General features: G+C 65.2%; 23 protein-coding genes. 14 read left to right on the forward strand and 9 right to left on the reverse strand.

The genetic code is table 11. The features are described 5' to 3' along the window. The first annotated feature begins 199 nt into the window (after nucleotides 1–199). Together Q0743_RS19410 and Q0743_RS19415 are read left to right on the forward strand one after the other, a co-directional pair. A complete protein-coding gene (locus tag Q0743_RS19410) occupies nucleotides 200–1354 on the forward strand; it encodes an acyl-CoA dehydrogenase family protein (protein WP_298243106.1) in 1155 nt (384 codons plus the stop codon). 195 nt (nucleotides 1355–1549) lie between these two features. After that, nucleotides 1550–3514 (forward strand): methyl-accepting chemotaxis protein, encoded by a 1965-nt coding sequence (locus tag Q0743_RS19415; RefSeq protein ID WP_298243107.1) that lies wholly within the window; start codon nucleotides 1550–1552, stop codon nucleotides 3512–3514. Between the two features lie 166 nt (nucleotides 3515–3680). Here the strand turns inward: Q0743_RS19415 and Q0743_RS19420 are convergent, their stop codons facing one another. Continuing rightward, complete coding sequence (locus tag Q0743_RS19420; RefSeq protein WP_298243108.1) at nucleotides 3681–5843, reverse strand: EAL domain-containing protein; 2163 nt, start codon at nucleotides 5841–5843, stop codon at nucleotides 3681–3683. A gap of 543 nt (nucleotides 5844–6386) precedes the next feature. On the opposite strand from Q0743_RS19420, the gene mepA reads away from it, so the two are divergent. The 5 genes from mepA to modC all read left to right on the forward strand — a co-directional run bounded on the left by mepA (nucleotide 6387) and on the right by modC (nucleotide 10554). Then, entirely contained in the window at nucleotides 6387–7331 is a 945-nt protein-coding gene (gene mepA, locus Q0743_RS19425; protein WP_298243109.1) for a penicillin-insensitive murein endopeptidase, read from the forward strand. Between the two features lie 352 nt (nucleotides 7332–7683). Continuing rightward, nucleotides 7684–8187 (forward strand): hypothetical protein, encoded by a 504-nt coding sequence (locus Q0743_RS19430; protein ID WP_298243110.1) that lies wholly within the window; start codon nucleotides 7684–7686, stop codon nucleotides 8185–8187. 193 nt (nucleotides 8188–8380) lie between these two features. Beyond that, complete coding sequence (modA, locus tag Q0743_RS19435; protein ID WP_298243111.1) at nucleotides 8381–9166, forward strand: molybdate ABC transporter substrate-binding protein; 786 nt, start codon at nucleotides 8381–8383, stop codon at nucleotides 9164–9166. 27 nt (nucleotides 9167–9193) lie between these two features. Then, nucleotides 9194–9889, forward strand: coding sequence for a molybdate ABC transporter permease subunit (gene modB / locus Q0743_RS19440; protein ID WP_298243112.1), 696 nt, complete (start codon nucleotides 9194–9196; stop codon nucleotides 9887–9889). A 2-nt stretch (nucleotides 9890–9891) separates the two neighbouring features. Further along, the gene (gene modC / locus Q0743_RS19445; protein ID WP_298243113.1) at nucleotides 9892–10554 is read left to right on the forward strand and encodes a molybdenum ABC transporter ATP-binding protein; all 663 of its coding nucleotides are present in this window, start codon (nucleotides 9892–9894) and stop codon (nucleotides 10552–10554) included. Nucleotides 10555–10766: 212 nt separating this feature from the next. Here the strand turns inward: modC and Q0743_RS19450 are convergent, their stop codons facing one another. After that, on the reverse strand, nucleotides 10767–12560 hold the full coding sequence (locus Q0743_RS19450; protein ID WP_298243114.1) for a potassium/proton antiporter: 1794 nt from the start codon (nucleotides 12558–12560) through the stop codon (nucleotides 10767–10769). Nucleotides 12561–12876: 316 nt separating this feature from the next. Here Q0743_RS19450 and Q0743_RS19455 point away from each other — a divergent pair, with 316 nt between their 5' ends. From Q0743_RS19455 to radC, 4 genes are all read left to right on the forward strand, one after another. Further along, on the forward strand, nucleotides 12877–14193 hold the full coding sequence (locus Q0743_RS19455) for a mechanosensitive ion channel domain-containing protein (protein ID WP_298243115.1): 1317 nt from the start codon (nucleotides 12877–12879) through the stop codon (nucleotides 14191–14193). A 135-nt stretch (nucleotides 14194–14328) separates the two neighbouring features. Further along, nucleotides 14329–15147 carry a type I methionyl aminopeptidase gene (gene map, locus Q0743_RS19460; RefSeq protein WP_298243116.1) on the forward strand — a complete coding sequence of 273 codons (819 nt, stop codon included), beginning with the start codon at nucleotides 14329–14331 and terminating at the stop codon, nucleotides 15145–15147. Between the two features lie 101 nt (nucleotides 15148–15248). Then, nucleotides 15249–16904, forward strand: coding sequence for an ATP-binding protein (locus tag Q0743_RS19465; protein ID WP_298243117.1), 1656 nt, complete (start codon nucleotides 15249–15251; stop codon nucleotides 16902–16904). A 101-nt stretch (nucleotides 16905–17005) separates the two neighbouring features. Next, the gene (gene radC, locus Q0743_RS19470; protein ID WP_298243118.1) at nucleotides 17006–17719 is read left to right on the forward strand and encodes a DNA repair protein RadC; all 714 of its coding nucleotides are present in this window, start codon (nucleotides 17006–17008) and stop codon (nucleotides 17717–17719) included. Between the two features lie 71 nt (nucleotides 17720–17790). On the opposite strand, the gene Q0743_RS19475 is transcribed toward radC, so the two are convergent. From Q0743_RS19475 to Q0743_RS19505, 7 genes are all read right to left on the reverse strand, one after another. After that, nucleotides 17791–18099, reverse strand: coding sequence for a hypothetical protein (locus tag Q0743_RS19475; protein WP_298243119.1), 309 nt, complete (start codon nucleotides 18097–18099; stop codon nucleotides 17791–17793). 121 nt (nucleotides 18100–18220) lie between these two features. Continuing rightward, nucleotides 18221–18595 (reverse strand): hypothetical protein, encoded by a 375-nt coding sequence (locus tag Q0743_RS19480; protein WP_298243120.1) that lies wholly within the window; start codon nucleotides 18593–18595, stop codon nucleotides 18221–18223. A gap of 89 nt (nucleotides 18596–18684) precedes the next feature. Then, nucleotides 18685–19377 carry an AprI/Inh family metalloprotease inhibitor gene (locus Q0743_RS19485; RefSeq protein WP_298243121.1) on the reverse strand — a complete coding sequence of 231 codons (693 nt, stop codon included), beginning with the start codon at nucleotides 19375–19377 and terminating at the stop codon, nucleotides 18685–18687. Further along, nucleotides 19377–20366, reverse strand: coding sequence for a 2-hydroxyacid dehydrogenase (locus Q0743_RS19490; RefSeq protein ID WP_298243122.1), 990 nt, complete (start codon nucleotides 20364–20366; stop codon nucleotides 19377–19379). The genes Q0743_RS19485 and Q0743_RS19490 overlap by 1 nt, the downstream gene beginning before the upstream one ends. Continuing rightward, a complete protein-coding gene (locus tag Q0743_RS19495) occupies nucleotides 20366–21184 on the reverse strand; it encodes an ABC transporter permease (RefSeq protein ID WP_298243123.1) in 819 nt (272 codons plus the stop codon). The genes Q0743_RS19490 and Q0743_RS19495 overlap by 1 nt, the downstream gene beginning before the upstream one ends. Beyond that, entirely contained in the window at nucleotides 21181–21996 is an 816-nt protein-coding gene (locus Q0743_RS19500; protein ID WP_298243124.1) for an ABC transporter ATP-binding protein, read from the reverse strand. The genes Q0743_RS19495 and Q0743_RS19500 overlap by 4 nt, the downstream gene beginning before the upstream one ends. Nucleotides 21997–22006: 10 nt before the next feature. After that, nucleotides 22007–23029 carry an ABC transporter substrate-binding protein gene (locus Q0743_RS19505; protein WP_298243125.1) on the reverse strand — a complete coding sequence of 341 codons (1023 nt, stop codon included), beginning with the start codon at nucleotides 23027–23029 and terminating at the stop codon, nucleotides 22007–22009. Nucleotides 23030–23193: 164 nt separating this feature from the next. Between Q0743_RS19505 and Q0743_RS19510 the strand changes: the two genes are divergently transcribed. From Q0743_RS19510 to Q0743_RS19520, 3 genes are all read left to right on the forward strand, one after another. After that, a complete protein-coding gene (locus tag Q0743_RS19510) occupies nucleotides 23194–24000 on the forward strand; it encodes a creatininase family protein (protein WP_298243126.1) in 807 nt (268 codons plus the stop codon). 140 nt (nucleotides 24001–24140) lie between these two features. Beyond that, nucleotides 24141–24404 (forward strand): hypothetical protein, encoded by a 264-nt coding sequence (locus Q0743_RS19515; RefSeq protein ID WP_198964387.1) that lies wholly within the window; start codon nucleotides 24141–24143, stop codon nucleotides 24402–24404. 403 nt (nucleotides 24405–24807) lie between these two features. Continuing rightward, nucleotides 24808–26772 (forward strand): carbohydrate porin, encoded by a 1965-nt coding sequence (locus tag Q0743_RS19520; RefSeq protein ID WP_298243127.1) that lies wholly within the window; start codon nucleotides 24808–24810, stop codon nucleotides 26770–26772. The last annotated feature ends 155 nt before the right edge of the window (nucleotides 26773–26927 follow it).

Consider the following 26927-nt stretch of genomic DNA (forward strand, 5'->3'; position numbering starts at 1 on the left):
GAAAATTCTCCCGTCCTGAAAACAATCAGTAGAGTTCAGAACGGACCGTAACGCAACTCAAACGTGTTTGGCCGGACAGGCATTTTGCGCGAGGCAGGATTTCCGCAGCGCAGGCGCGGAAATCTTGATCGAGCCCGACGAATGGGCCACCATCTGCCTGCCCCGTCGAACCGCAATCAAGAAGGGCACGGGAAGAGGCATGAACAAGACCAGGGCAATCGGCCTCGTCGAGCGAGCGCGGTCTCTCGGCCCCCTGATCGCGCGCGAGGCGGACGAGATCGAGCGGACGCGGCGGCTGACGCCTGTCGTCGTGAACGGCCTGATCGAGAACGGGCTCTATCGTGCGCTGCTGCCACAGAGCCTCGGCGGCGCTGAAGCTCCGATCGAGATCTTCATGCAGATGCTGGAGGAGGTCGCCAAGGCGGACGCTTCGACCGCCTGGTGTCTCGGCCAGTGCACGGTCTGCGCGATGATCGCGGCGTCGCTTGATCACGAGACCGCGCAGGAGATCTTCAATACGGCGCCCGGCATCCTCGCCTGGGGCGCGATCGCGCATGAGGCCCGCGCGGTCGAGGGCGGCTATCGCGTCACGGCGCGCTGGGATTTCGCCTCGGGCTCGCGGCAAGCGAGCTGGCTGGGCGCGCATGTGCGCATCGTAGGCAGCGACGGCACGCCGCGGAAAAATGCCGACGGCTCGCCGGAGGTGCGCACCATCCTCTTTCCCGTCGCGAGCGCGACGCTGCACGACGTCTGGCAGGCGATTGGCCTTGCCGGCACCGGCACGGATTCCTACGAGGTGAGCGACCTCTTCGTTCCCGAACGCTTCACGGCCTTTCGCGACGTGACGGCCGCGCTGCGCGAGCCGGGACCGCTCTACAGGATCGGCACCGGCTCGACCTTCAGCCTCGGCTTTGCCGCAGTCTCGCTCGGCGTCGCGCGCGCCATGCTGGATGCGGCGATCGCACTGGCACGCGCAAAGCATGCTTCGCTCGCAGCCAGTGCCATGCGCGACAACGCAGCGGTCCAGGGCCTGATCGGCCGCACCGAGGGCGACTTGCGGGCCGCACGCGCCTATCTCTATGCCACCGCGCAGGCGATGTGGCGCGAGCTGTCCGCGACCGGCGAGTTCGGCGCCGCGCATCGCAGCGCGGTCCGGCTGGCCGCGACCTGGACCATCCACCAATCGGCCAAGGTCGTCGACACCGCCTATCACATGGCGGGGGCAACGGCGGTGTTCCGCAAGCACCCGTTCGAGCGCCGCTTCCGCGACATTCACGCCATCGCCCAGCAGATCCAGGCGCGGGATACGCATTATGAAGACGTGGGGAAGGCGATCCTGACCGGGGACCACTAGTCGCCGGCAGGCATGGCTGCGTCGTATTGCCTCTGCGTGCGACGAACAACCGGCCATCCATGCGCCCATTGCATCGAGTCATGCAAAAGCATGGGAGCGACTCCGTTGAAACACGGAGGCGACTCCGGCCTTGTTGTTAAGCAATTTCTGGGACTTTTCTCCAAAGCAAGATTTGGAAATGCCTGGGAATTTTCGATGTTCAAGATCAAATCGATTGCCGCCCGCCTGATTCTCGCCATCGCACTCACCGTTGCAGTGGCATGCGCCATCCTCTCCGGCTTCTCGATCAGCCAGCAACGGGCGCTGACCCGGATGGCGCTCGATCAGCAGCTCAGGCTGCAGTATGAGAGCGTGATCGCGGCGATCGACTATGAGGGACGCTCGGCCCTGGCCGTCTCCGCCGTGATCGCGGCATTGCCGCCGGTCGGCGACGCCATCGCCAAGGGCGACCGCGACGGCCTGGCCGCACTGCTCGGCGAGGCCAACAAATCCCTGAAGGCGCAAGGTATCCCGCTTATCACCTTCCAGGTTCCGCCCGCGGTCGCGTTCTACCGGGTGCATGCTCCCAAGGTGTTCGGCGACGACGTCTCGGCGCGCCGCGAGACCGTCGTCGAAGCGATCAAGGGCGGCCGGCAGATCGTCGGCGTGGAGCCGGGCCGCGAGGCGCTTGGCATCTTCGGCATGACACCGATCATGCGCGACGGAAAAAGCGTCGCCAACGTCGATATCGGCGCCGCCTTCGGCAAGGAATTCGTCGACCGTGCCAAGAAGCGCTTTGGCATAGACCTCGCGGTCTACTCGCTCGACGGCAAGAACCTGAACAAGCTGTCTTCGACGTTCGGCAGCACGGTCGTCACCACCATGGATCAGTTGAAAGCTGCGATCGACGGTTCGGCGGTCCGCCACGAGGCCGAGCTCGACGGTCACCCGGTCGAGGTCTATGCGGGGCCGATCAAGAATTACGCTGGAGCGCCGGTCGGCGTGATCGAGATCATCAAGGACACGACCGAATACGAGGCCGCGTTCGCCACGGCGGAGCGCAACCTGATCCTCGGCACGGTTGCGATCCTCGCTGTCGCGATCGTGCTGGCGCTGCTGCTCGGGCGCGGCCTGTCGCGGCCGCTCACCGCAATCACCGCGGTCATGAACCGGCTGTCGAGCGGCGATACCAGCGTCACCATTCCCGGCAGCGAACGCCCGGACGAGCTAGGCACCATGGCCAAGGCGGTCGACGTGTTCCGACGCAACATGCTCGAAGCGGGCACCTTGCGCGAGACGCAGGAGGCCGACAAGGCCAGGGCAGAGATCGAGAAGCAGGTCCTGCAGCGACAGATGGCCGACCGCTTCGAGGCCGACGTCAAGGGCGTGGTGGCCGCGGTGGCCAAGGCGACGGAAGGCATGCAGAGCGTGGCCGGCGAGATCACCACCAGCGTCAACGGCACCTCGCAGCGCGCCTCCGCCGCAGCGACGGCCTCCGAGGAGGCCTCGACCAGCGTGAATGCGGTGGCAGCGGCGACCGAGGAGCTGGCGTCATCGGTCAGCGAGATCGGCCGTCAGGTCACGCATTCCAGTGAGGTCGCGAGCGGCGCCGTGGTCAAGGCAGCCGAGACAACCGAGATGGTCACGAGCCTTGCCACCGCCGCCGAGCGCATCGGCGACGTGCTGCGGCTGATCAGCGAGATCGCGAGCCAGACCAACCTGCTTGCGCTCAACGCCACGATCGAGGCGGCTCGCGCGGGCGAAGCCGGCCGCGGCTTTGCCGTGGTCGCCTCCGAGGTGAAGGAGCTGGCGAGCCAAACCGCGAAGGCGACCGACGAGATCGCGAGCCAGGTCACCGCGATCCAGGCTGCCACCGGCAATTGCGTCACCGCGATCTCCGGCATCAGCGACACCATCCGCGAGATCAGCGGCATCGCCACCACGATCGCCGCCGCGGTCGAAGAGCAGGGCTCCGCGACGCGGGAGATCGCGCGCAGCGTGCAGCAGGCCTCGGCCGGCACCACGGACGTCTCGGCCAATGTTGCCGGCGCCAGCCAGGCCGCCGACCAATCGCGGGCACTGGCCGGAAATGTGATGGTAGCGTCCGGTGAGCTGGGGCAGCATGCATCGGCGCTGATGCGAAGCGTGGATCGGTTCCTGGCAGGGCTGCGGGCGGCTTGATATCCGAGTTGATTTAAAGGGTTGAGTCGCGAGCTCGGTGCACCTCTCCCGCTTGCGGGGGAGGTCGGCGGGTGAGGGCCTTGTCCTCTCGGGGACTATCTCGTTGCGGAGACCCCCCTCTCCCGCACGCGGGCGAGGGGGAGCACACCGGCTTCGTAGCTGCCGCTCACGCCACCAGCGCGTCCTCGTCGCCGTCGATGCCGCGCTGCGCGGCGAGCAGGCTGACGATCTCGGCATGGGGCCGGGCCTTGCTGAACAGAAAGCCCTGGCCTTCGTCGCAGCCCTCGGCGCGCAGGCAGCTCAGCTCGGCTTCGGTTTCGACGCCCTCGGCGGTGATAGTGACCCCGAGGCCCTTGCCGAGGCTGACGATGGAGCGGATGATCGCCTGGGCCTCGCGATTGGCGCCGAGATCGCGCACGAAGGACTGGTCGATCTTGATCTTGTCGAAGGGAAAGCTGCGCAAATAGCTGAGGCTGGAATAGCCGGTGCCGAAATCGTCCATGGAGATGCGCACGCCGAGCGCGCGCAAGGCATGCAGCGTCGCCAGCACCTGCGCGCTCTTTTCCAGCAGCAGCGTCTCGGTGATCTCGAGCTCGAGCCGGCGCGGCGGCAAGCCGGAAGATTTGAGCGCGTCCGTCACCATCGAGAGCAGATTGCCGCTGCGGAACTGCAGCGGCGACAGATTGACGGCGACACGGACGTCGTCCGGCCAGGCCGCGGCATCCAGGCACGCCCGGCGCAGCATCAGCCTGCCGAGCGGATTGATCAGACCGGTATCCTCGGCGACCGGAATGAATTCGGCCGGCGAGACCATGCCGCGCTCGGCATGCGGCCAGCGCACCAGCGCTTCGAAGCCGGTGATGCGGCCGCTCGAGAGGTCGATCAGCGGCTGATAATACGGCCGCAGCACGTCGTTGCGGATCGCGTCGCGCAGCTCGACCTCGATCTTGCGGCGGCTCTGCGCTTTCGCATCCAGCGCGGCCTCGAAGAAGGCGAAGCTGCCGCGCGCATCCAGTTTGGCCCGCGACAGCGCCATGTCCGCGCTCTTGAGCAGCTTCTCGGACTCCTCGCCATCGCCCGGCGCCATCGCGATGCCGATCGAGGCGCCGATCACCACGGAATGGCCGTCGAGCAGATAGGGATCGGCGATGGCTTCCAGCAGGCGCTTGGCGAGTCCCACCGCATCCTCGGGCCGCGCCAGGCCGCTTTGCAGGATCGCGAACTCGTCGGAGTTGAGCCGCGCCAGCGCATCTTCCTCGCGCAAGGTCGAGCGCAGCCGCTTGGCGACGCCGCGCAAGAGCTTGTCGCCGACCGCGTGTCCCAGCGTGTCGTTGACCGCCTTGAAATTGTCCAGCCCCAAAATCAGCAGCGCGACCTTCTCGGCGCTGCGCCGCGTGTGCAGCAGCATCTCGTCCATCTGCTGGCGCAGCAGGGTGCGGTTCGGCAGGCCGGTCAGGGCGTCATGCTGGGCCATGAAGGCCAGCCGCGCCTCGGCGCGCTTGCGCTCGGTGATGTCCATCAGCGCGAGCAGCACCGCAGGTCGATCGGCATAGGTCAACTCGCGGGAATAGATCGCAAGGTCGATCAGCGCGCCATCAGCCTTGACGTGCTTCCAGGTGCGGCCGGCCTGCTCCTCGCTGGAGCGGTCGACGGTCCAGGGCGGCTCACTGTCGAAGGCCTGCAGGGAGCGGATCTTCAGCCGCTCGAACTCGGCGCGGCTATAGCCGTAATGCGCGATCGCGGCATCGTTGACGCCGAGGATGCGCTCGTCGTCCCGCGCACAGACGATCATCGGAACGGGATTGCCGTCGAACAGCAGGCGGAACGAGGCCTCGCGCTGCTTGAGCTCGGTGATGTCGACACGGAGGCCAACGACGCCGCCGTCCTCGGTCAGGCGCTCATCGATCAGGATGACGCGGCCGTCCGACAGCTTCTGCTCGTGGCGCGCGCCGGGTTGATAGAGCTTTTGCAGCCGCTCGGCGATCCACTCGTCCTCGTGGCCCAAGGCCTCCGGATAGTCGCCGCGGGCGACGCCGATGCGCAGCGTGTCTTCGAGACGGGCGCCTTCCTCGAACAGGTCGGCGGTCTTGCTGTAGATCTCGGCGTATTGCTTGTTCCAGAGGACATAGCGGCCTTCGGCATCGAGAAACACGATGCCCTGCGGCAGGATGTCGATGGCCTGGCGCAGGCGCTCATGCGATTTGCGCGCGTCCGCGATCGCGGCTTCCACCTCGGCACGGCTGCGCAAAACTTCGTCGCGCTCTGAAAGGGCTCGCGGCACGCGCGCGAAGCGCGGCTTGCGCGGCGATTGGCCGGCCCGGGGAAGCACGCTTCTGTTTCGTTTTCTTGCTTTTCGAGACTTCAAACCCAACTTCACTCGTCCCAATCGCGCCCGGCGGCGCAAGTTTTGGGGCAAGTGTCTGAAAAAAAAGTAATCTTGGGTGACCCGGCGCGCCAGGACAGCGCCTTGCGAGCACCGAGAGCCGGGCTCTCTTGCCTGTTTGCGAGGCGCAAGCGGACCACGCGACGCGCCAAATGTGCGGCCTCGTCGCAATCGAGGAGAGAGGTGGCGCAAAAACACGCCCTCTCCATGAATCAATTCCGAGCCCGCATTCGATTGTATACGGGATCGAGGCGAACCTCTTTCCGCGCACGAATTTTGGTCAATGCAGGATACGGTTATCGCATTGTTAAGAACCGGGCCGGCCGGCGAAACGACGCGGACTTTCCGACGAGCTCATGGAACACGGAGGCCGTCGTGTCGGGCGAGCTTTGCGCTGAGGCAACAGTCGTAAAGACGGCGTGAGATTGGGGCCGGGCGAAAGCCACATTCTTAACCCTGAGGCGGTGTTGGGCTATAAGGGGAATCAGCATGAATCCCCGCCGCTTCGCCCCTCTCCTGCTCGTCATGACGCTTCTGGCCGCCGGCGGCGCGCTGGCCCAGGACAAGGGCAGCGTCAATCCGAAGCCGCTGCCGCCGCTCGCCAATCCGAACGACCCCGATGTCGCCGCCAAGGAGCTGTTCGCGCGCAAGCTGCTGCCGTCGAAGGGGCCGGCCCACGTCATCGGTTCCTACACCAAGGGCTGCATCGGCGGCGCGGAGCAGATTCCCGCCAACGGCGATCATTGGCAGGTGATGCGGCTGTCGCGCAATCGCAGCTACGGCCATCCCGACATGATCGCGCTGATCAAGCGGCTCGCAGCCAAGGCGCACAAGGACGCGGGATGGCCGGGCATCCTGGTCGGCGACATCGCCCAGCCGCGCGGCGGGCCGGCGCTATCAGGCCATGCCAGCCACCAGATCGGTCTCGATGCCGACATCTGGCTGACGCCGATGCCGGACCGCCGCCTCTCGCGCGAGGAGCGCGAGGACATGTCGGCGGTGATGATGGTGCGGCACGACCGGCTCGACATCGATCCGAAGGTGTTCACGGCGAGCCATGTGCTGGTGCTGCGCGATGCGGCGCGTGAGCCGGCGGTGCAGCGCATCTTCGTCAATGCCGCGATCAAGAAGGCGCTGTGCCGCGAGGCCAAGGGCGACCGCGCCTGGCTGTCGAAGATCCGCCCCTGGTGGGGCCACGACTACCACTTCCACATCCGCATGCGCTGCCCGGCGGGCGCCGGCGAATGCGAGGGCCAGCCGTCGCAGTCCGAGGACGAAGGCTGCAAGCCCGCCGATCTCGCTTATTGGTTCTCCGACGCCGTGCTGCACCCCAAGCCGCCGCCGGAGCCGCCGAAGCCACGACCGCCGATGACGCTGGCGCAGATGCCTGCGGCGTGCAAGGCGGTGCTGCACGCGGGTGATGCGAAGCCGTAATTTTAGCGGATGGCGGTGGTCACCACACTCTCGATGTCGTCCCCGCGAACGCGGGGACCCATCACCACAGGGCGTGGTTATTGCGCGAAGCAGGTCACTCCGAATCCCCGTAGCCACACCCGCCTGTGGCTATGGGTCCCGGATCGGCGCTCCGCTTGTCCGGGACGACGGTGGTGATTGAGGCATGGCTGCCGGATGACGAACTCGTTGGTTGGTTCGTAACGACCAAATGCGCTAACATGCCTACGCCGCTGCGCCGTAAGCCCGCGGCATTCCGGGACGCGCATCCCGTCATTCAAAAAACCTGACCGCAAGCCTCGCGCCCTTCGCGAGGCCAACGATGGGATCTCCCATGCGCGTCCTCGCCCTCCTCGCTGCGCTATCGTTCAGCGCGACCTCCGCATCCGCCGCCGACGAGCCCAGCGGCTGCGACAAGTTCAAATGGCCGATCGAGCGCGAGCGTGCCGCGCTCACCGCACCGGACATCGCCAGGCTCGCATCAGGCAGCGAGCAGGCGGCCTTGCCGTCCTCGGCCATCAGGCTCGGACTGGTCGTCCCCAGCGAGGCAAAGCTGCCCTCGCCGCCGGAGCGGGCGCCAAAGGATGGCACCTTTGCCGGCTTCACCAGCATCAAATCCGCCACGGCCGGGCCCTACACGATCAGCCTGTCCGCCGGCGCCTGGATCGACGTGGTCCAGGATGGGCATGTCCTGAAACCCCTGGCCTTCAGCGGTGCGACCGATTGCAGCGGCATCCGTAAGACCGTGAAATACCAGCTGTCGGCGCAGCCTTTCGTGCTCCAGATCAGTGGCGCCAGGGAGGATGCGGTCGCAATCGCGATCCTGCCCGTCCAATAGCGCTGTTGGCCGGACCAGCGGCCCCCTTTGACCTGAGGCCGCGGCCCCTGCTATCTTCGCAATTGCGATATCCCTGCCGGCCGTAAGCCGCAGCCAGGGCTCCGTGGAGCAGCGCTTCCACCCGTCGCGACCGACCCACCAACGCCAGTCCAGCGCGCGCATCCCGCGTGCGCGGATTCGCCGGGAGCGCTCCATGTTACGCATTGCAGGACTTTTCACCGCCTTCGTGATCCTCGCGGGCGCAAGCCTTTCGCCGGCCGCCGCCGAGGACAAGACCATCACCGTGTTCGCCGCCGCGTCGATGAAGAACGCGCTCGACGAGATCGACGCCGCCTATACCGCCAAGACCGGCGTGAAGTTCAGCGTCAGCTATGCCGCGAGCTCCGTGCTCGCCAAGCAGATCGAGCAGGGCGCGCCGGCCGACGTGTTCGTCTCGGCCGACACCGACTGGATGGACTACGCGATCTCCAAGAAGACCATCAACGAGCCGACGCGCGTGAACCTGCTCGGCAACAGTATCGTGCTGATCGCGCCGAAGGATTCCAAGATCGACAACGTCACCATCGCGCAAGGCTTCGACCTCGCAAAACTCGCCGGCGACGGCCGGATCGCGACCGGCGACGTCAAGTCGGTGCCAGCAGGAAAATATGCCAAGGCCGCGCTGGAAAAGCTCGGCGCCTGGCGGGCCGCCGAGCCGAAATTCGCCATGGCCGAGAGCGTGCGCGCCGCACTGACGCTGGTGGCGCGCGGCGAGGCCAATCTCGGCATCGTCTACTCCACCGACGCCAAGGTCGAGCCCGGGGTGAAGATCGTCGGCACCTTCCCGGCGGAGTCGCATCCCGCAATCATCTATCCCGTTGCCGCGACCACGACCGCGAAGGCCGAGACCAATGACTATCTCGCCTTCCTGCGCTCCACGGCCGCCAAGACCATTCTGGAAAAATACGGCTTCAAGTTCCTGGTCAGCCCGACAACCTAATTTCTTCGATCTGATATTCAGCACTTGATGTTCGAGATCTCTCCCGCCGAATGGACCGCGATCCTGCTCTCGCTCAGGGTCGCGATCATCGCCACGCTGGTCGCGACGCCTTTCGGCATCGCGCTGGCGTGGCTGCTGGCGCGGCGCGATTTCTGGGGCAAGTCGGTGCTCGACGCGTTCGTGCATCTGCCGCTGGTGCTGCCGCCTGTCGTCACCGGCTATCTGCTCTTGCTGACGTTCGGTCGCAAAGGCCTGGTCGGCGGCTTTCTCGCCGATCATCTCGGCATCGTGTTCTCGTTCCGCTGGACCGGCGCCGCGCTCGCCTGCGGCGTGATGTCGTTTCCGCTACTGGTACGGCCGATGCGGCTGTCGATCGAAGCGATCGATCGCCGGCTCGAGCAGGCCGCGGAGACGCTGGGGGCGGCGCCCTGGAAAGTGTTCTTCACCGTGACGCTGCCGCTGGCGCTGCCCGGCGTGCTCGCCGGCATGGTGCTGGGCTTTGCCAAGGCGATCGGCGAGTTCGGCGCCACCATCACCTTCGTCTCCAACATCCCCGGCGAGACCCAGACAATCTCGTCGGCGATCTATTCGCTGATCCAGACGCCGGACGGCGATGCCGCGGCCGGCCGGCTCGTGATCGTCTCGATCGTGCTGGCGCTGGGCGCGCTGATCGCAGCCGAGTGGTTCGCCCGCCGCGCCACCGCGCGACTGCACGGGAATTGACCATGCTGCGCGTCGACGTCGAAAAACAGCTCGGCGAGTTCTCGCTCCAGGCCTCCTTCAGCAGCGAAGGCCGCGTCATCGGCCTGTTCGGCGCCTCGGGCTCCGGCAAGACGTCGCTGGTCAACATGATCGCCGGGCTGTTGCGGCCCGACCGCGGCAGCATCGTGATCGACGGCGAGACCGTCGACGACACCGCCGCCGGCATCCATGTGCCGACCTGGCGCCGACGCATCGGTTATGTCTTCCAGGACGCGCGGCTATTCCCGCATCTCAACGTCGCGCAAAATCTCGACTACGGACGGCGCATGAACGGCCTTGCGCCAGATCCGGTGCAGCACAAGCGCGTCATCGACCTCCTCGACATCGGCGCGCTGCTCGATCGTCGTCCCGGAAAACTCTCCGGCGGCGAGCGTCAGCGCGTTGCGCTCGGCCGCGCGCTGCTATCGCGGCCGCGGCTGCTGCTGCTCGACGAGCCGCTCGGCGCGCTCGACGAAGGCCGCAAGCTCGAGATCCTGCCCTATCTCGTCCGGCTGCGCGACGAGGCCAATGTCCCCATGGTCTATGTCAGCCACGACGCCGCCGAGCTGCGCCAGCTCGCCACCCAGATCGTGATGCTGAAGCAGGGGCGGGTGACGAGCTTCGGCGGGGTGAAGATGCTGGCCTGAGGGGGAGTGCGTGTGGGGCCGGGCTGGCGCAACACCCAACACTGTCGTCCCGGCGCACGCCGGGACCCATACCGCGTGATCTAGCGAGGGATTCCGGTGCAAATGCCGGCGAAGAAGGAGCAACTGCGAGTCTTCGCCAAATTCCTGCCTGTAGTTATGGGTCCCGGCGTTCGCCGGGACGACACTGGAGATTGGCGAGGCACCGCGCCTCGCTATACCCCCGCCACCGAGGCCCAGACATCAGCGAGCTTCTTGCGCAGCGCCTGCGTGCGCGTCAGCGGCGGCGGCGTCTCGTCTTCTTCCGGCAGACGCAGGCCGACGACGCTGACACGGCCGCCGGAGATGCTGCGGGCGACCAGCACGATCTCGTCCAGCGCAAGCTCGGCGCCCTCCTTCGGCGCGCGGTCGAGATGGACGTCGAAATAATCCGCAAGCGTCAGCTTGCCCTCGTCCTCGCTCACCTTCACGCCGTAGATCCCGGCGAGCTCGGCGAGGGTGTGCTCGCCGGAGACCATGAAGTCGCCGAGCAGATGCGGGTCCGGCGCGGTGCTCGGCTGCATGTCGACGAAGAAGCGGTCGAGCGACTCGGCCTTTTCCGGCGGCGCCAGCAGGTAGATGTAGTCGCCGGGCGCGATCGGGTCGGCCTCCAGCGGCGTCAGGATGTTCTCGTTGCGGATCACCAGCGTCGGCTTGGACCAGGACGGGATCAGGCCGCGGCGGAAATACAGGCTCTTGGGCCGAACGGGATAGCCGACCAGCTGCTGCTCGAGCTGGCCGGGCAGGTCCAATTCGACGCGGCGCGGGCCGCGCTCGGCGCGCGGCAGCGCGACGTGCAGCTTGCGCGCGGCAGGCGCGAGGGTCCAACCCTGCAGCAGCAGCGAGATGATGACCACGACGAAGGCGACGTCGAAATAGAGATAGGCCTTGGACAGGCCGACCAGCATCGGGATCGAGGCCAGGAAGATCGCGACCGCACCGCGCAGGCCGGTCCAGGCGATGAAGATCTTCTCGCGCCAGTTGAAGCGGAACGGCGCAAGACAGGCGAACACGGCGATCGGCCGCGCCACCAGCATCAGCACGAAGGCGACGCCGATTGCCGGCAGCACGCTGGTACCGAGCCGGCTCGGCGAGACCAAAAGGCCGAGCAGCACGAACATTACGATCTGCGCCAGCCAGGTCGCGGCGTCGAGGAAAGCCACCACCGAATTATGCGCGCGGGTCGGCCGGTTTCCGATGATGATGCCGGCGAGATAGACCGCGAGGAAGCCGGAGGCATGCATCATCTGCGAGCCGCCGAAGATCACCAGGGCGCCCGTGGTCACGAAGGGCGCATGCAGGCCCTGCGGCAGCGCCACCTGGTTGAGCGCAATGACGACGAGACGCCCGCCGATGACGCCGACGACGGCGCCCAGCACCGCCTCCTGGATGAACTCCATCACCACGTGGCTCGCCGAGCTCGAGCCTAGCGAGATGTACTCGACCAGCATCAAGGTGAGGAAGATCGCGAACGGGTCGTTGGTGCCGGACTCGGCCTCCAGCGTTGCGCCGACGCGGGGACGCAGGCGCAGGCCCTGAGTGTGCACCAGAAGGAACACGGCCGCGGCGTCGGTCGAGGCCACCACGGCGCCGACCAGTAGCGATTCCGTCCAGTTGAGATCGAGCGCGAATTTGGCGAACGGCGCGGTGATCAGCGCGGTCAGCAGCACGCCGGCGGTCGCCAGCACCACGGACGGCGCCAGCACGGTGCGGATGCTGGCAAAACGCGTCTTCAGGCCGCCGTCGAACAGGATCAGCGCGAGCGCCACCGAGCCGACCAGATAGGTGGTGCGGACGTCGTCGAACTGGATCTGCCCGGGACCGGAATCGCCCGCGAGCATGCCGACCGCGAGGAAGACGAGCAGCAGCGGCGCGCCGAAGCGCAACGCAAGCAGGCTCGACAGGATGCCGGCCATGACGAGGACGGCGCCGAGCAATATGGCGAGGCTGACGGAGTCGAGAGAGGCCATGCGGTGCTGCGGGTTACTCCGATATCGGACGAGATGGCACTAGGGACGCACTGGCAGCGCGCCCCCTCGCCCCGCTTGCGGGGAGAGGCGAAGAGCGTTCTTGGCGATGCCTTATTCGACCAACAATCATCCTGCTTCAGCATCTCTATCGTCGCCGCCACGGCACGCCAACCCATTTTCGCATCTCGCGGCAATCTGCCCGTATTTTACGGCCTTAACGTACATCACATGCCGGTGTATCGATGGCTCGGCCGCACCCTTTGTGGGATTCCGCGGCCCCCTCGAATCAATCCCTCCCCGCTTGCCGACGAGACCTATGGACATGGACCTCAAGGACTTCATGGAGTTCGTGCAGACCACCGCGCGCAGCGTCGGGGCGGAAATCTCCTCGCCCTGGTTCTACCTGCAATTCGGTCTCATCCTGGCCGCGGCCGGCATCGCCTATGCGGCCGAGACCGGCGTGCGCAACCGGGTCGACATGGCCGCGCTGACGATGCGCTGGCCGCTGCCGCTCCGGCACTTCGCCCGGGTGATGGTCTCCAGCGCCTCGACGGCCGTGTTCACCCTGCTCGTGATCATCTCGCGCCTCGTGATGTACCACGCGACCTGGCCGAGCCGGTCCTATCTCCTGATGGTCGCCGCCAAGCTCGGGCTGGCCTGGCTCGTGATCCGGCTCGTCACCTCGGTGCTGCGCAATGCCTTCATCGTCCGCCTGGTGTCGATCACGGCGTGGTTTCTCGCCGCGCTCTCTATTCTCGGCCAGCTCGATACGACGGTCGACCTGCTCGATTCCTACGCGATCGTGCTCGGCGGCCTCAGGCTGACCCCGCTCTTGGTGCTCAAGGCCGGCGCGCTGCTCCTCATCGCGCTCTGGGCCACCAACATCGCGAGCAATTTCGCCGAGAGCCGGATCAACGCGACCACCGATCTGACGCCGTCGGTGCAGGTGCTGCTGGTCAAGATCATCCGCATCGGGCTGCTGGCCGTCGCCATCGTCATCGCGCTCGGCGCCGTCGGCATCGATTTGTCCGCACTCGCGGTGTTCTCCGGCGCGGTCGGCGTCGGTATCGGTATCGGCCTGCAGAAGATCGTCGCCAACTTCATCTCCGGCATCATCCTGCTCGCCGACAAGTCGGTGAAGCCCGGCGACCTCGTCACCATCGGCGACAACACCGGCCGCATCAGCGCGATGAAGACGCGTTATATTTCCGTCGCGGCCGGTGACGGCCGCGAATTCCTGGTGCCGAACGAGGATCTGGTGACGCAGAAGGTCGTCAACTGGACCTATACCGACAAGAACACGCTGGTGAAGATCGCGTTCGGCACCAATTACGACGCCGACCCGAAGCTGGTCTGCAAGCTCGCCGCCGAGACCGCGGAAGCCCATCCGCGCGCGCAGAAGGGCAAACCGCCGACCTGCATCCTGACCGAGTTCGCCGAGGCCGGCATGAAGTTCTCGCTGACCTTCTGGATCGCCGACCCCGACGGCATGGACAAGGTCAAGAGCGACGTGATGCTGGCGCTGTGGGACGCCTTCAAGCGCGAGGGCATCCGGGTTCCCTATCCGGTCCGCGAAATCCGCATCCGCGGCGGCGCGCTGCCGGTGGAAACCACCGTAGAAGTCCCGAATTAGGCCCGCTTTCGGGCCCAAGGACCACGGTCGGCTTGCATGAGAGCCCGCAATCATTAAATTGGGGCCTGAAATCAAGCCTTTCCGCCGACATCGCGATCAGCCCGAAAAGCCCGCCCCAAGGAAGACCGCTTAAGCATGAGCTACGTCGAAGCCACCGATACCTCGCTGCGCAAGACCGGACAGATAAAGCTGCATGGGCCGGCCGCCTTTGCCGGCATGCGCAAGGCGGGCGCGCTGGTGGCCAAGTGCCTCGACGAGCTCACCGACATCGTCGGCCCCGGCGTGCCGACCGAGCGCATCGACCAGTTCGTCCGCGAGTTTGCCTTCAGCCACGGGGCCTTTCCGGCGACGCTGATGTATCGCGGCTATCGCTATTCGACCTGCACCTCGCTCAACCACGTGGTCTGCCACGGCATGCCCGGCGACCGTCCGCTGAAGGAAGGCGACATCGTCAACATCGACGTCACCTTCATCGTCGACGGCTGGTATGGCGATTCCAGCCGCATGTATGCGATCGGCCCGATCGCCCGCAAGGCGGAGCGGCTGATCGAGGTGACCTATGAAGCGATGATGCGCGGCATCGCGGCCGTGAAGCCCGGCGCCACCACCGGCGACATCGGCCACGCCATCCAGAGCTTCGTCGAGCCGCAGGGCATGAGCGTGGTGCGCGATTTCTGCGGCCATGGCCTCGGCCGCATGTTCCACGACGAGCCGAACATCATCCATATCGGCCGGCCCGGCGAAGGCGTGCAGCTCAAGCCCGGCATGTTCTTCACGATCGAGCCGATGATCAATCTCGGCAAGCCGCATGTGAAGATCCTGTCCGACGGCTGGACCGCCGTGACGCGCGACCGTTCGCTGTCGGCGCAGTTCGAGCACTCCGTCGGCGTCACCGCCACCGGCGTCGAGATCTTCACGCTGTCGGAACGGCACGGCGAGAAGCAGATCGGGTGAGCCTGATCCGGTCACGCGCGCTGGAACACGCAAAAGTTGTCTGATAGGAAATCGCCAGCAACAACGCCGCGAGCAATAGGCGTGCTGGAGGTTCACCGGACATGTGGTTCAAGGTCGAGCAGGCCCGATCGTCGACAGGTCAAAAATTCGCCATCCGCTGCAACTCGGAGATTGCCGGCAAGGCCGTGATCGAGGAACGGCTGGTCAAGGGGGTTACCGAGGCCCGCAAGACTGCCGAAATCCTGGCTTCGTCGCTCAATGTGACGGCGACCGTTTATGGCTCTGACGCCGATGGTGAATTCGTCTATGGCGTCTACGAGGTCAGCGAAGGAGCCGCTGTCGCGAACGACCCGTTGATCAAGAAGCTCTACGCCGAATCCGCCGCGGCGTCGCTGACTCTCCGGGACCAGCTGCTTGCGGAGATCCCTGAAGACACGATCAAGGGCTTTGCGACCATGGCGGCGGCGCTCGGCTACATCGTTGCCCAGCACAAGCAGATCAAGCGCTCGGCGACGCCGCAGATCGGCTATTCGACCTTGTTCCGCATCTTCTGCGGCGGCAAGGACCCAAGCACGCTGTCGCTTTCTACCGACGATGCCACCATCGCGATCCTTACCCGGAAGCTGGCGGATCTTCCCGGCTGGATGTGGCTGAGCGAGCTTCCCGGTCTCGGCTCCGCCGAGCGCAAAGCCGTCATTCCAGCTTGGCGGCCCGACAAAGTGACTCTCACCATTGACGGCGAGTTGCAGGTCATTCGACCCCGTAGCGTCTTTCGCGGCACGGTCCCGGAAACCGGCGCTCAATTCATGCTCGTCGTCCAGATGGCGGAGCGCCGCTACTACGGTCAAAGCTCGCTCGACAGCGTCGGATTGATCTATCACGAGCAGGACGAAGCGGCTGTCGTGGCGTTGGTCCGTCAACTGCTCCGCGAATCGACGCCATTCAAGGGCAGGGTGGTGCTCATCAACCGCGACCTGCGTACCGTCCGTTCGCGAATGTCGGACCGCTCCTGGAACGATGTCATTCCCCACGAGCAAGCCCGCGGCGAACTCGACTTCATCGCCGCATCGATTCGCAACCGCGATATGTTGAAGGCAGAAGGCCTCAGCATTCGTCGCGGGCTCCTCCTGTCAGGACCACCCGGCGACGGAAAATCTACTGCGATCGAATGCTTCGTGAACGACATTGCGGGCGAGGCTACGATTTTGATCGTCGAGGCGGTTGAGCATATCCGCTCAATTTATCATCTCGCGCAGACGCTGGCTCCCGCCGTCGTCATTCTCGAAGATCTGGACCTCATGACCAAGAGCCGGCAGAATCCCTATGCGGGCACAAACAAGGATGACGTCACCGGCGAGTTGCTTCAGGTCCTGTCCGGAGGCTCGGCCTACGACGACATCATCACGATCGCCACAACGAACCATCCCGAGGCCATTGACGAAGCGCTCGCAAAACGAGCCGGCCGTTTTGATGCGCATATCCGGATGGGCTATCCGAGCGACGACGACAAGCGGCGCATTCTGGAGCTCTATCTCGATCGTTTCGCCGTAACCGATGAGTTGACCCGGCGCCGGCTGCAACAGACGCTCACACGCGATTTCGGCCGACTGCACCTCGTTCCCGCCCATATCGAGGAATTCGTGAAGGCCGGCATCAAACGCGCGCGCCTGGCCCAACGCCCCCCCGAATATCTCGATTTCGAGCCTGGTATCGAGGCGACCAAGTCGATCGCGACACAGAAGCCTGCAACGACCTGAGTAAGGCCTCCTCCGCCGGGGAGGCACATGTGCTGGATCCCCGGCGACGCGGCGGCACTTCCCGGTTGCAAAACGCACCCGATACGGCATGGTTGAGCGCTATGTCTTCGAGATCCAACCAGGACACCGGCAAGCCTGAGGACGCGCCGCATTATCACGGCCACCGGGAACGGCTGCGCGAGCGCTTCTACAGCGCGGGTGCGGATGCGCTGAGCGATTACGAGCTGCTGGAGATGGCGCTGTTTCCGGCGCTGCCGCGGCGCGACACCAAGCCGCTGGCGAAAACGCTGATCAAGATTTTCGGCTCGTTCGCTGAGGTCGTGCACGCCCCGGTCGCGCGCCTGCGCGAGGTCGACGGCGTCGGCGAATCCGCGATCAACCAGCTCAAGCTGATCGCCGCCGCCGCGAGCCGCGTGACCAAGGGCGAGGTCAACAGCCGCAACGCGCTGTCGTCCTGGAACGAGGTGATCGACTATTGCCGGTCCAGCATGGCGTTCGCCGACAAGGAGCAGTTTCGCCTGCTCTTCCTCGACAAGCGCAACCAGCTCATTGCCGACGAGGTGCAGCAGACCGGCACGGTGGACCACACCCCGGTCTATCCGCGCGAGGTGGTCAAGCGCGCGCTGGAATTATCGGCGACCGCCTTGATCCTGGTGCACAACCATCCCAGCGGCGATCCTTCGCCCTCGCAGGCCGACATCCAGATGACGAAGGCGATCATCGACATCGCCAAGCCGCTCGGGATCGCCGTGCACGACCACATCATCGTCGGCAAGGGCGGACATGCGAGCCTGCGCGGGATGCGGTTGATCTAGGACGAAAACGTGCTGACGGCAGGCGGCGCGGCGAACCAGCCGTGCGGGTGCGTCTGCCCGTCGCGCCGACCTCACTTGTCGACTGCGAATGCGAGCACGATTTGCTGGGGCGTCTGCTTGAAATCCTTGGCGACGGCGTCGCGAACGAGACCTGCGAGCTGATTCAGGGGCTTGTCGTCATAGGGACGCGGGAATTGGACCGTGACCGACACCAGCCGCCCATTGTGCCAATTGAAGCCGACCTCTGGCTTGACGCCGGTGGATTGCTCGAGGTCGGCCGCCACGGCCTTCGCCTGCTTGACCCCTTCCGTCACCGTGCTGAGAGCGTCGCAGCCCATAAGCATGGTTGCGCAGACGAGCAGCAGCACAAATCTGGACATGAAAGATTTCCCACCGGCGACGATTCCCCGAGCATGATTGGCGATCAAGTCCGGGTCGTCAACGGATGGTTGCATTTGCGAATCGAGGCTCACCGACTACAGGGCGAGCGTAAGCCGGCTCTCACGGCTCGATCCAGCGCTGCACCGCCTCGGCGGTATCGGCGGGGGTGGTGTTGAAGCAGATCGCGGCGTCAGGCGCGAGGCAATGGACGAGGTTGAGCACCTGCTCGAACAGCACGAGGCGCTCCTTGGGCTCGCGCAGGCCAGCACCGATCACGATGCAGTCGAAACGCTCGTCGCGCAGGGCCGCGGTAACGCCGGCTTCCGCGGTGGCGTCGAGATCGATCAGGCAGCTCGTGACCTCGAAGCCGAGATCGCGCAGGCGCAGCAGCTGCGCCTCGATGTAATGGCGCACGAGCTCCGGTGTCAGCTGCGGGAACGCGCTATAGTCGGCACTGCCGGGCTCGATGCCGATCGCGAGGACGCGCTTGGCCATGCCGGATCTCCCAACGAAATCACCTCTCCCGTCAACGAGCTCCCCGGTCGGCGGGTTCCGCTTTCGCGCGGCGGCGGATGTCGGGCCGCCTATTGACGCAGCATGATCAGGGGATCGGCGGTGTCGGGGACGCGCCGCCATTGCGCATTGTCGTCGGCCTCGAACTGCCAGGTCCCGCCTGATTTCGACATCAGGATGATCTGGCCGCGCTCGAGCCGCCATTGCGTCGGGTTGAACTGCGCGATGGCCGCGTCGCATTTCGGCTTGAGAAAGACCTGGAAATTATCCGGCGCCGCCTCGGTGTTGGTCAGCGTCAAGCCGCACACCGGCTGGCCGTTGCCGCGCACCATCGCCCAGTCGCCGATCATCTGGTCCATCGACTTGGCCATCGAGCGGGCTGCGGCGAGATCCTGCAGGATGTAGACGCCTTCGCCCTGGCGCAGGCCTTCGAAGATGCCGGCCTCGACCTCGGTGAAGTCGATCACGGCTTCACCGGTCGCGTCCTGCAGGCGGACGATATCGAGACCCCTGACACTCCAGGCGACGATGTCCTTGGTGAAGGGCAGCGCGGTCTTGCAGGCCGGCTCAAGCTCCAGCTTGAAGCCCTGGCCTGCGGCGTCGCCCTTCATCGTGACGACGCAGGTCTTGCTGCGCTCGGTGGTCGAGAGCTCCCACTGGCCTGGCATCGATTTCTTCAGGGTCGTCGCATCCTGCGCATGCGCGATGCCGATCGCGGCCAAGGAGGCCGCGACGGCGAATGCGAGACCCCGAAGAACGGACATCAACGCCCCTTGAACGGTGTTTCGGCCACCGGCGTCAACGGCGCCTTGCCCGAGAACCATGATTTGAGGTTGTCGACCACGAGCTGGTCCATGGCATTGCGCGTCACCACCGAGGCCGAACCGATATGCGGCAGCAGCACGACGTTCTGCATGGTCTTGAGCTCGTCCGGCACGGTCGGCTCGGCCGCGAACACGTCGAGGCCGGCGGCGAGGATGGTGCCGGATTTCAGCGCCTGGACCAGCGCCGGCTCGTCCACCACCGAGCCGCGCGCGACGTTGATCAGCACGCCGCGCGGGCCGAGCGCCTTGAAGACCTCGGCATTGATCATCTTGTTGGTGGAGGCGCCCCCGGGCACGATCACCATCAAGGTGTCCACCGCCTTCGCCATCTCGATCAGGTCGGGATAGTGCTTGTAGGAGACGTCCTTGGACGGGTTGCGCGAGTGATAGACCACCGGCACCAGCGAGGCATCCAGCCGGCGCGCGATGGCCTGGCCGATCCGGCCCATGCCGACGATGCCGACCTTGCGGTCGCGCAGCGAGCCGACGCTGAGCGGATAGTTCTGGGTCTGCCACAGCCCCGAGCGCACATAACGGTCGGCCTTGATGAACTCGCGCAAGGTGGAGATCAGAAGACCCATCGCGACGTCGGCGACCTCCTCGGTCAGCACGTCGGGCGTGTTGGTGACGATGATGTTGTGCTCGGCCGCGTATTTGGCATCGATATGGTCGTAGCCAACGCCGAAGCTCGCCACCATCTCGATCTTGGGCAGCTGCGACAGCGAGTCCTTGTCGGCACGGACCGTATGATAGGTCACGGCGACGCCGCGGATCTTCTCGCGGATCGCCGGGGTCAGGCGCTCGAGGTCGCCGCGCGTCTCGGCCTTGTGCACGACGAAATGATCGGAAAACCCGTTCTCGAGGATCGGCCGCACCGGCCCATAGATCAGAAGGTCGATCTTTTCGGACGAAATCGAACCGGCAGCCATTAGTTTTCCTTTCCAAGCGCGCTCTCATGCCAGCGCCGTAAAACGAGGTGCGAAACTAGCGCCAGCACCCCATAGATGACAATCCCGGCCAGCGACAACAAAAGCAGCGCTGCGAACATGCGGGGTATGTTCAATCGATAGCCGGATTCGGCGATCCGATAGGCGAGCCCGGAGCCGGCGCCCGCCGTTCCCGCCGCGATCTCGGCGACGACAGCGCCGATCAGCGACAGGCCGCCGGCGATCCGCAGGCCGCCCAGAATGTAGGGCAGCGCCGCGGGCAGCTTCAGAAAGCGCAATGTCTGCGGCCTGGACGCGCCATAGAGCTGGAACAGGCCGGCAAGGTTGCGATCGACCGAATTGAGCCCGAGCGTGGTGTTGGACAGCACCGGGAAAAAGGCGACGATGAAGGCACAGACCACGACCGCGGTCTGCTGTTCCAGGTAGATCAGCAGGAGCGGCGCGATCGCGATCACCGGGGTGACCTGAAGGACGATCGCATAGGGGAACAGCGAATATTCCACCCATTTCGACTGGTTGAACAGCAGCGCCAGCGCGATGCCGCCGATGCTGGCCGCGACAAAACCTTCGAGCGTGGTCAGGAGCGTGGTGGCGAGCGATTGCGACAGCACCGCCCAGTCCTTGATCAGGGTCAGCACGATCACGGACGGTGCCGGTAGCACGTAAGGCGGAATGCCTTTGATGCGAACCACCAGCTCCCAGGCGATTAGGCCGGCCGCGAACACGATGACGGGAAGCACCAGGCGCATCGCGCGTTGCGCGCCTTGCGGCTTCGCTGTGACGTCCGCCTGCGCACTCATAGCGTCGATTGCCCCTGATAGGACGGCGCCAGCGCCGCCGACACTTTCCGGCAATAGTCGGAATAGGCAGCGGAGGTGCGAAACGCCTCGCCGCGCGGCTCGACCGTCTCGATGCGGATGTCGGCCTGGATGCGGCCCGGCCGCGCCGTCATCACCACCACGCGCTGCGACAGATAGACGGATTCGAACACCGAATGGGTGACGAAGATGACGGTCTTGCCGAGCGTCCGCCACAGCGCGAGCAGATCGTTGTTGAGACGGAAGCGCGTGATCTCGTCGAGCGCGGCGAACGGCTCATCCATCAAGAGGATATCCGGATCGGTGACGAGCGCGCGTGCCAGCGACACCCGCATCTTCATGCCGCCGGAGAGCTCGCGTGGGAAGCTGTCCGCGAAATCGGCAAGCCCGACGCTCGCCAGCGCCGCGTCGGCACGCGCGCGCGCTTCCGCCTTCGGCACGCTGGCAAGCTTCAGCGGCAGCCGCACGTTCTCGCGCACACTGGTCCAGGGCATCAGGGTCGGCTCCTGAAACACGAAACCGATGCCGTGTCCCGGCTGTACCTCGCCTTCGTGGCGCGCCACCCGCACGATCCCGGAGGATGGCGCGCTGAGCTCCGCGATCAGCCGCAGCACCGTCGACTTGCCGCAGCCGGACGGGCCCAGCAGCGAGATGAACTCGCCCTTGCGGACCGCAAGGTCGAACGGCCCGAGCGCCATGACGCCGTTGTCGTAGGTCTTCGTCACGCCACGCAGGCTGACGGCGAGATGCGTCAGGCCGGTCTCGACGGCGGACGAGGTTTTGCCTGAAGACATCGCCCCTGCGCTACGGCTTGTTCGGGCGCAGCTCGACGCCGACGCCCTTGTTGACGAAGCGCAGCGTGTAGGACTTCCGGAAGTCGAGATCGGGCTTGACGACGCCGGCCTTGACCATCTTGTTGAAGAAGGAGGTGTAACGCTCGTCGCTCATGGCGCCGATACCGTTCTTCAAGCTGTCGCCGGAATCGACGATGCCATGCTCCTTCATCTTGGCGACGGAATAGGCGAGCAGATCGTCGGTCATCTCCGGATTGAGCTTCTTGATCATGGCGTTGCCGGCGGAATTGTCGCGGTAGATGTAATTGTACCAGCCGATCATGGAGGCATCGACAAAGCGCTGCACCATGTCGGGCTTCTTCTCGACGATGTCGCGGCGGGTTTCGATCAGGGTCGAATAGGTGTTGAAGCCGTAATCGGCCAGCAACAGCACGTTCGGCTTGAAGCCGGCGGCTTTCTCCACCGCGAAGGGCTCGGAAGTGACGTAGCCCTGCATCGCGCTCTTGGGATTGGCGATGAAGGGCTGCGGGTTGAAATTATAGGGGCGGACGTTCTTCTCGTTGAAGCCGTATTCGGACTTCAGCCACTGGAAATAGCTGCCCATGCCCTCCTTGGACACGAACAGCGTCAGCGGCTTGAGGTCCTCGATCTTGCCGACCTTGGCATCCGGCTGCGTCAGCATCACCTGCGGATCCTTCTGGAAGATCGCGGCGATGGTCACGACGGGAACATTGTTGGCGACCGCATCGAACGACATCAGCGTGTTCGCGGCCATGAAGAAATCGATCTTGCCGGCGATCAGCAGCATCCGGTTGTTCTCGTTGGGCCCGCCCGGAACGATGGTGACGTCGAGCCCGTATTTCTTGTAGGTGCCGTCGGCGACCGCCTGGAAGAAGCCGCCATGCTCGGCCTCGGCGACCCAGTTGGTGCCGAAGGTGACCTTGTCGAGCGTCTCGGCCCGCGCCGGCGCGAGAGAGACAAAAGCGGCCATCAGGCCCGCTGCGAACGCTCGCCACAGATGAAAGGAAGACATAATGGCACTCCGTCGATCGCTTCCGGCCAATCGCGGCTGGCTCATGTGAACGCAACGCGATAAAACCGCATGACATCAGGGGACGCGAGCCGGCCGGGCCCGCGTCCCCTGATACCCCAAATTACGTGACAAATTCGGGCAATGAAACCTCCAAAGAAACCTCAATGATGCCGTCTCGCGACTGGACCGCAATCCGCTGGGCCGATGCGACCCCCGCGGAGACGGCGCGCTGGATCGCCGTGCTGCCGCTGGCGGCGACCGAGCAGCACGGCCCGCATCTGCCTGTCACAACCGACGTGCTGATTGCGGAAGCCTATCTGGCGCGGGTGCGCGAGCGGCTGCCGGGAAGCGTTCCGGCGACCTTCCTGCCGGTTGAGCCGATCGGGATTTCCACCGAGCATATCGACTATCCGGGCACGCAGACGCTGCCGACTGAAACCGCACTGAGGCGATGGACTGGTATCGGCGAGGACATCGCGCGGCGCGGCGTGAAGAAGCTCGTCATCATCACCAGCCATGGCGGCAACAGCGCGGCCATGATGCTGGTGGCGCAAGACCTTCGCGCCCACCAAAAACTGTTCGTGGTGACGACGTCGTGGTCGCGGCTGTCAGGCGCCGACAGCTTGTTCCCCACCGAAGAGGTACGCCACGGCATTCACGGTGGTGCCGTCGAGACCTCGATCATGCTGGCGCGCTATCCCGATCAGGTGCGCAAGGATGCGATTGCGGATTTTCCCGCGAGCAGCATCGCCATGGAGAAACAATATCGCTGGCTGTCGACGCAGCGCCCGGCACCGTTCGCCTGGCAGGCGCAGGATCTTCACGTCAGCGGCGCGATCGGCAATGCGACATTGGCCGTGGCCGAAAAGGGCGAGCAGCTGATCGATCGCGGCGCGACGGCCTTTTGCGAATTACTCGGCGAGGTCGATAACTTCGACGTGAACAGGCTCGCCAAGGGCCCGCTCGGCTAGCTCGCATCTCTCTGGAATCACTTGAGAAACGCTGCTTCTCGGCGACCGGATTCTGTGCCTTCGAACCGGAAATGAGGAGCCTCCGTCCAATTGGGCACGCGGGCCACAACGGACCGCCTCAACCCCGGATGGAGTTTCACATGTCGATCAAGACCAAGATTGCCGCCGTCGCTCTCGCTGCCCTCGCCGTGACCGGCAGCATCGCGTCCACCACCACCTCGGCCGAAGCCAAGCAGCCCGGCTGGGTCTGGGGTGTGGGCGCCGGCATCGCCACCGCCGCCGTCGTCGGCTCCGCGATCGCCGCCAGCAACGACCCCTATTACTACGGCTATCACCGCTGCGGCTGGGTCGCCCAGTACAACGCCTTCGGCCAGTACGTCGGCCGCGTTCGTACCTGCTACTGATTTGAGTACCTGAGGCCGATCTCTCGTGGATCCTGCGTCCGACACGGGCGCCTCATCCACCCCGTGTCGTGCCCCGACCCGCCCGGTTGTCCCCCCGGGCGGGTCATTCATTTCTGGGTTCCGCTGGAATTGTTGCAGTCCCGTCACACCGAAGTGCGAACCGTTCGGTGCGGCAAGCCGCATCAGTTGCTATTGCGAATTAATCGCAATAAAGTCTGCGACGGGATCTGGAACTTGGGAAGAAATCGCGTCGGACCGAGATCATCTCGACTGATCGCGTGAATAGCCAAGGACCTGATGACAGAATTGTCGCGAACCGGCAGGGATGTCGGCTGCGGCGATTGGGATACATTCGCGTTTGGGGGCGGGCGTTGTGACGTTGAGGGGTACTCGTTTCAGGTACTTGCGGACAGCCGCGGCGATCGCCTCGGGCGTGCTGGCTGTTCCCGCGACGGGCCGCGCGGCCGATCTGCCGCTCAAGGCGCCGGCGCTGAAAGCGGTCTATGACTGGACCGGCCTCTATATCGGCGCGCATGTCGGCGTCACCCGCGGCACGTCCGCGGCGACGCTGACCGACCCCACGCTCGCAACCGACAACAACGTCTTCACCGGCGCGACCGGCGGCGTCCAGGCCGGCTACAATTGGCGCCTCAATTCGGGCCTGCTGCTCGGCGTCGAAGGCGACATCTCCTTTCCGAACTATATGCCCTCCAACCACGTCGTGTCGTCGACGGGGACGGCGCTGTCGTTCGCGGAGGAACGCTGGGACTATGTCGCGAGCCTGCGCGCGCGGCTCGGCTACACCCATGGCGATTGGCTGTTCTACGCCACCGGCGGCGCGGCCTTCACCGGCGAGCGCTTCCTCTCGACGCCGAACGGCGGCGTTGAGGAGAAGGTGCTGCACACAAGGCTCGGCTGGACTGCCGGTGGCGGCGTCGAATACGCCTTCGCGCCGCATTGGAGTGCGCGGCTCGAATATCTCTACAGCAAGTTCGAGAACGCCAACGTCACCTTCCCCGACGGCGCGCAATATGCCTCGTCGATGGATTTTCACAGCCTGCGGCTCGGCCTCAATCGCAAGATCGACTGGCCGGGCGTGCCGACCTATAACCCGAAGTCGGATGTCACCGACACCGAGTCGAATCGCTGGGAGATCCACGGCCAGTCGACTGCGCTCGGACAGGGCTACCCGGCGTTCCGCGCGCCCTATACCGGACCGAACAGCCTGCTGCCGTCGCCGGATTTTCAGCAGACCTGGAGCAATTCGCTCTATCTCAATGCGCGGCTCTGGGACGGCGGCGAGGTCTATTTCAATCCCGAGCTGCTGCAGGGTTTCGGTTTCAACAACACGACGGGCGCCGCGGGCTTCCCCAACGGCGAAGCGCAGAAGTCGGGCTTTCCCTATCCGCATTTCAATGCCTCGCGGCTGTTCGTGCGCCACACCTTCGGCTTCGGCGGCGAGCAGGAGGAGCTTGCTAGCGGCCAGCTTCAGCTCGCGAGCAAGGTCGACGTCTCGCGCCTGACCCTGCAGGTCGGCAAGTTCTCCGTGGTCGACGTGTTCGACGGCAATTCCTATGCGCATGACCCGCGCAAGGACTTCATGAACTGGTCGATCTGGGCGTCCGGCGCCTTCGACTATGCCGCCGACAAGCTCGGCCTCGGCTATGGCGCCACCGCCGAGTTGAACCAGAAGCAATGGGCGCTGCGCGCGGGTTATTTCCTGATCGGCGCGGAGTCGAACTCCAGCAATTTCGACACGAACATCGGGCGGCGCGGCGAGTATGTGATGGAGCTCGAGACGCGCTATTCGCTGTTCGGCCTGCCCGGCAAGCTGCGCACGCTCGGCTTCGTCAACAGCGCCTTCTCCGGCAGCTATCGCGAGACGCTGGACAATCCGGCGTTCGGCGTCGATATCAGCCAGACCCGCCGCGGCCGCCTCAAATACGGCTACGCCTTCAACGTCGAACAGGCGATCACCGACGACGTCGGCCTGTTCGGCCGGTGGAGCTGGAACGACGGCCGCAACGAGATCATGGCCTTCACCGACATCGACCGCAGCCTGTCCGGCGGCGTCTCGGTGAAGGGAACGAGATGGGGTCGGCCCGACGACGTCGTTGCCATCGCCGGCGCCATCAATGCCCTGTCGCAGGACCATCGCGACTTCATCGCCGCCGGCGGCCTCGGTCCGCTGATCGGCGACGGCCAGCTCAACTACCGCAGGGAACGCGTATTGGAGACTTACTACGCCTACGCGCTGAACAAGGCGCTGACCTTCACCGCCGACTATCAGCTGATCGTCAACCCCGCCTACAACGCAGACCGCGGCCCCGTGTCGGTGTTCTCAGGGCGGCTGCACGGCGAGTTCTGAGCGCGATGAAGTGAGCCTTGATCGGTGCACCGTCGGAGGTGTGCCCCCTCTCCCGCTTGCGGGAGAGGGTCGGGGAGAGGGTGCTTCCGCAACGGGACAATCCCCAAGAGGAGAAAGCCCTCACCCGCGCCTTCCGCGCGACCTCTCCCGCAAGC

The organism is uncultured Bradyrhizobium sp. (assembly GCF_936943645.1).
Classification (GTDB): Bacteria; Pseudomonadota; Alphaproteobacteria; order Rhizobiales; family Xanthobacteraceae; genus Bradyrhizobium.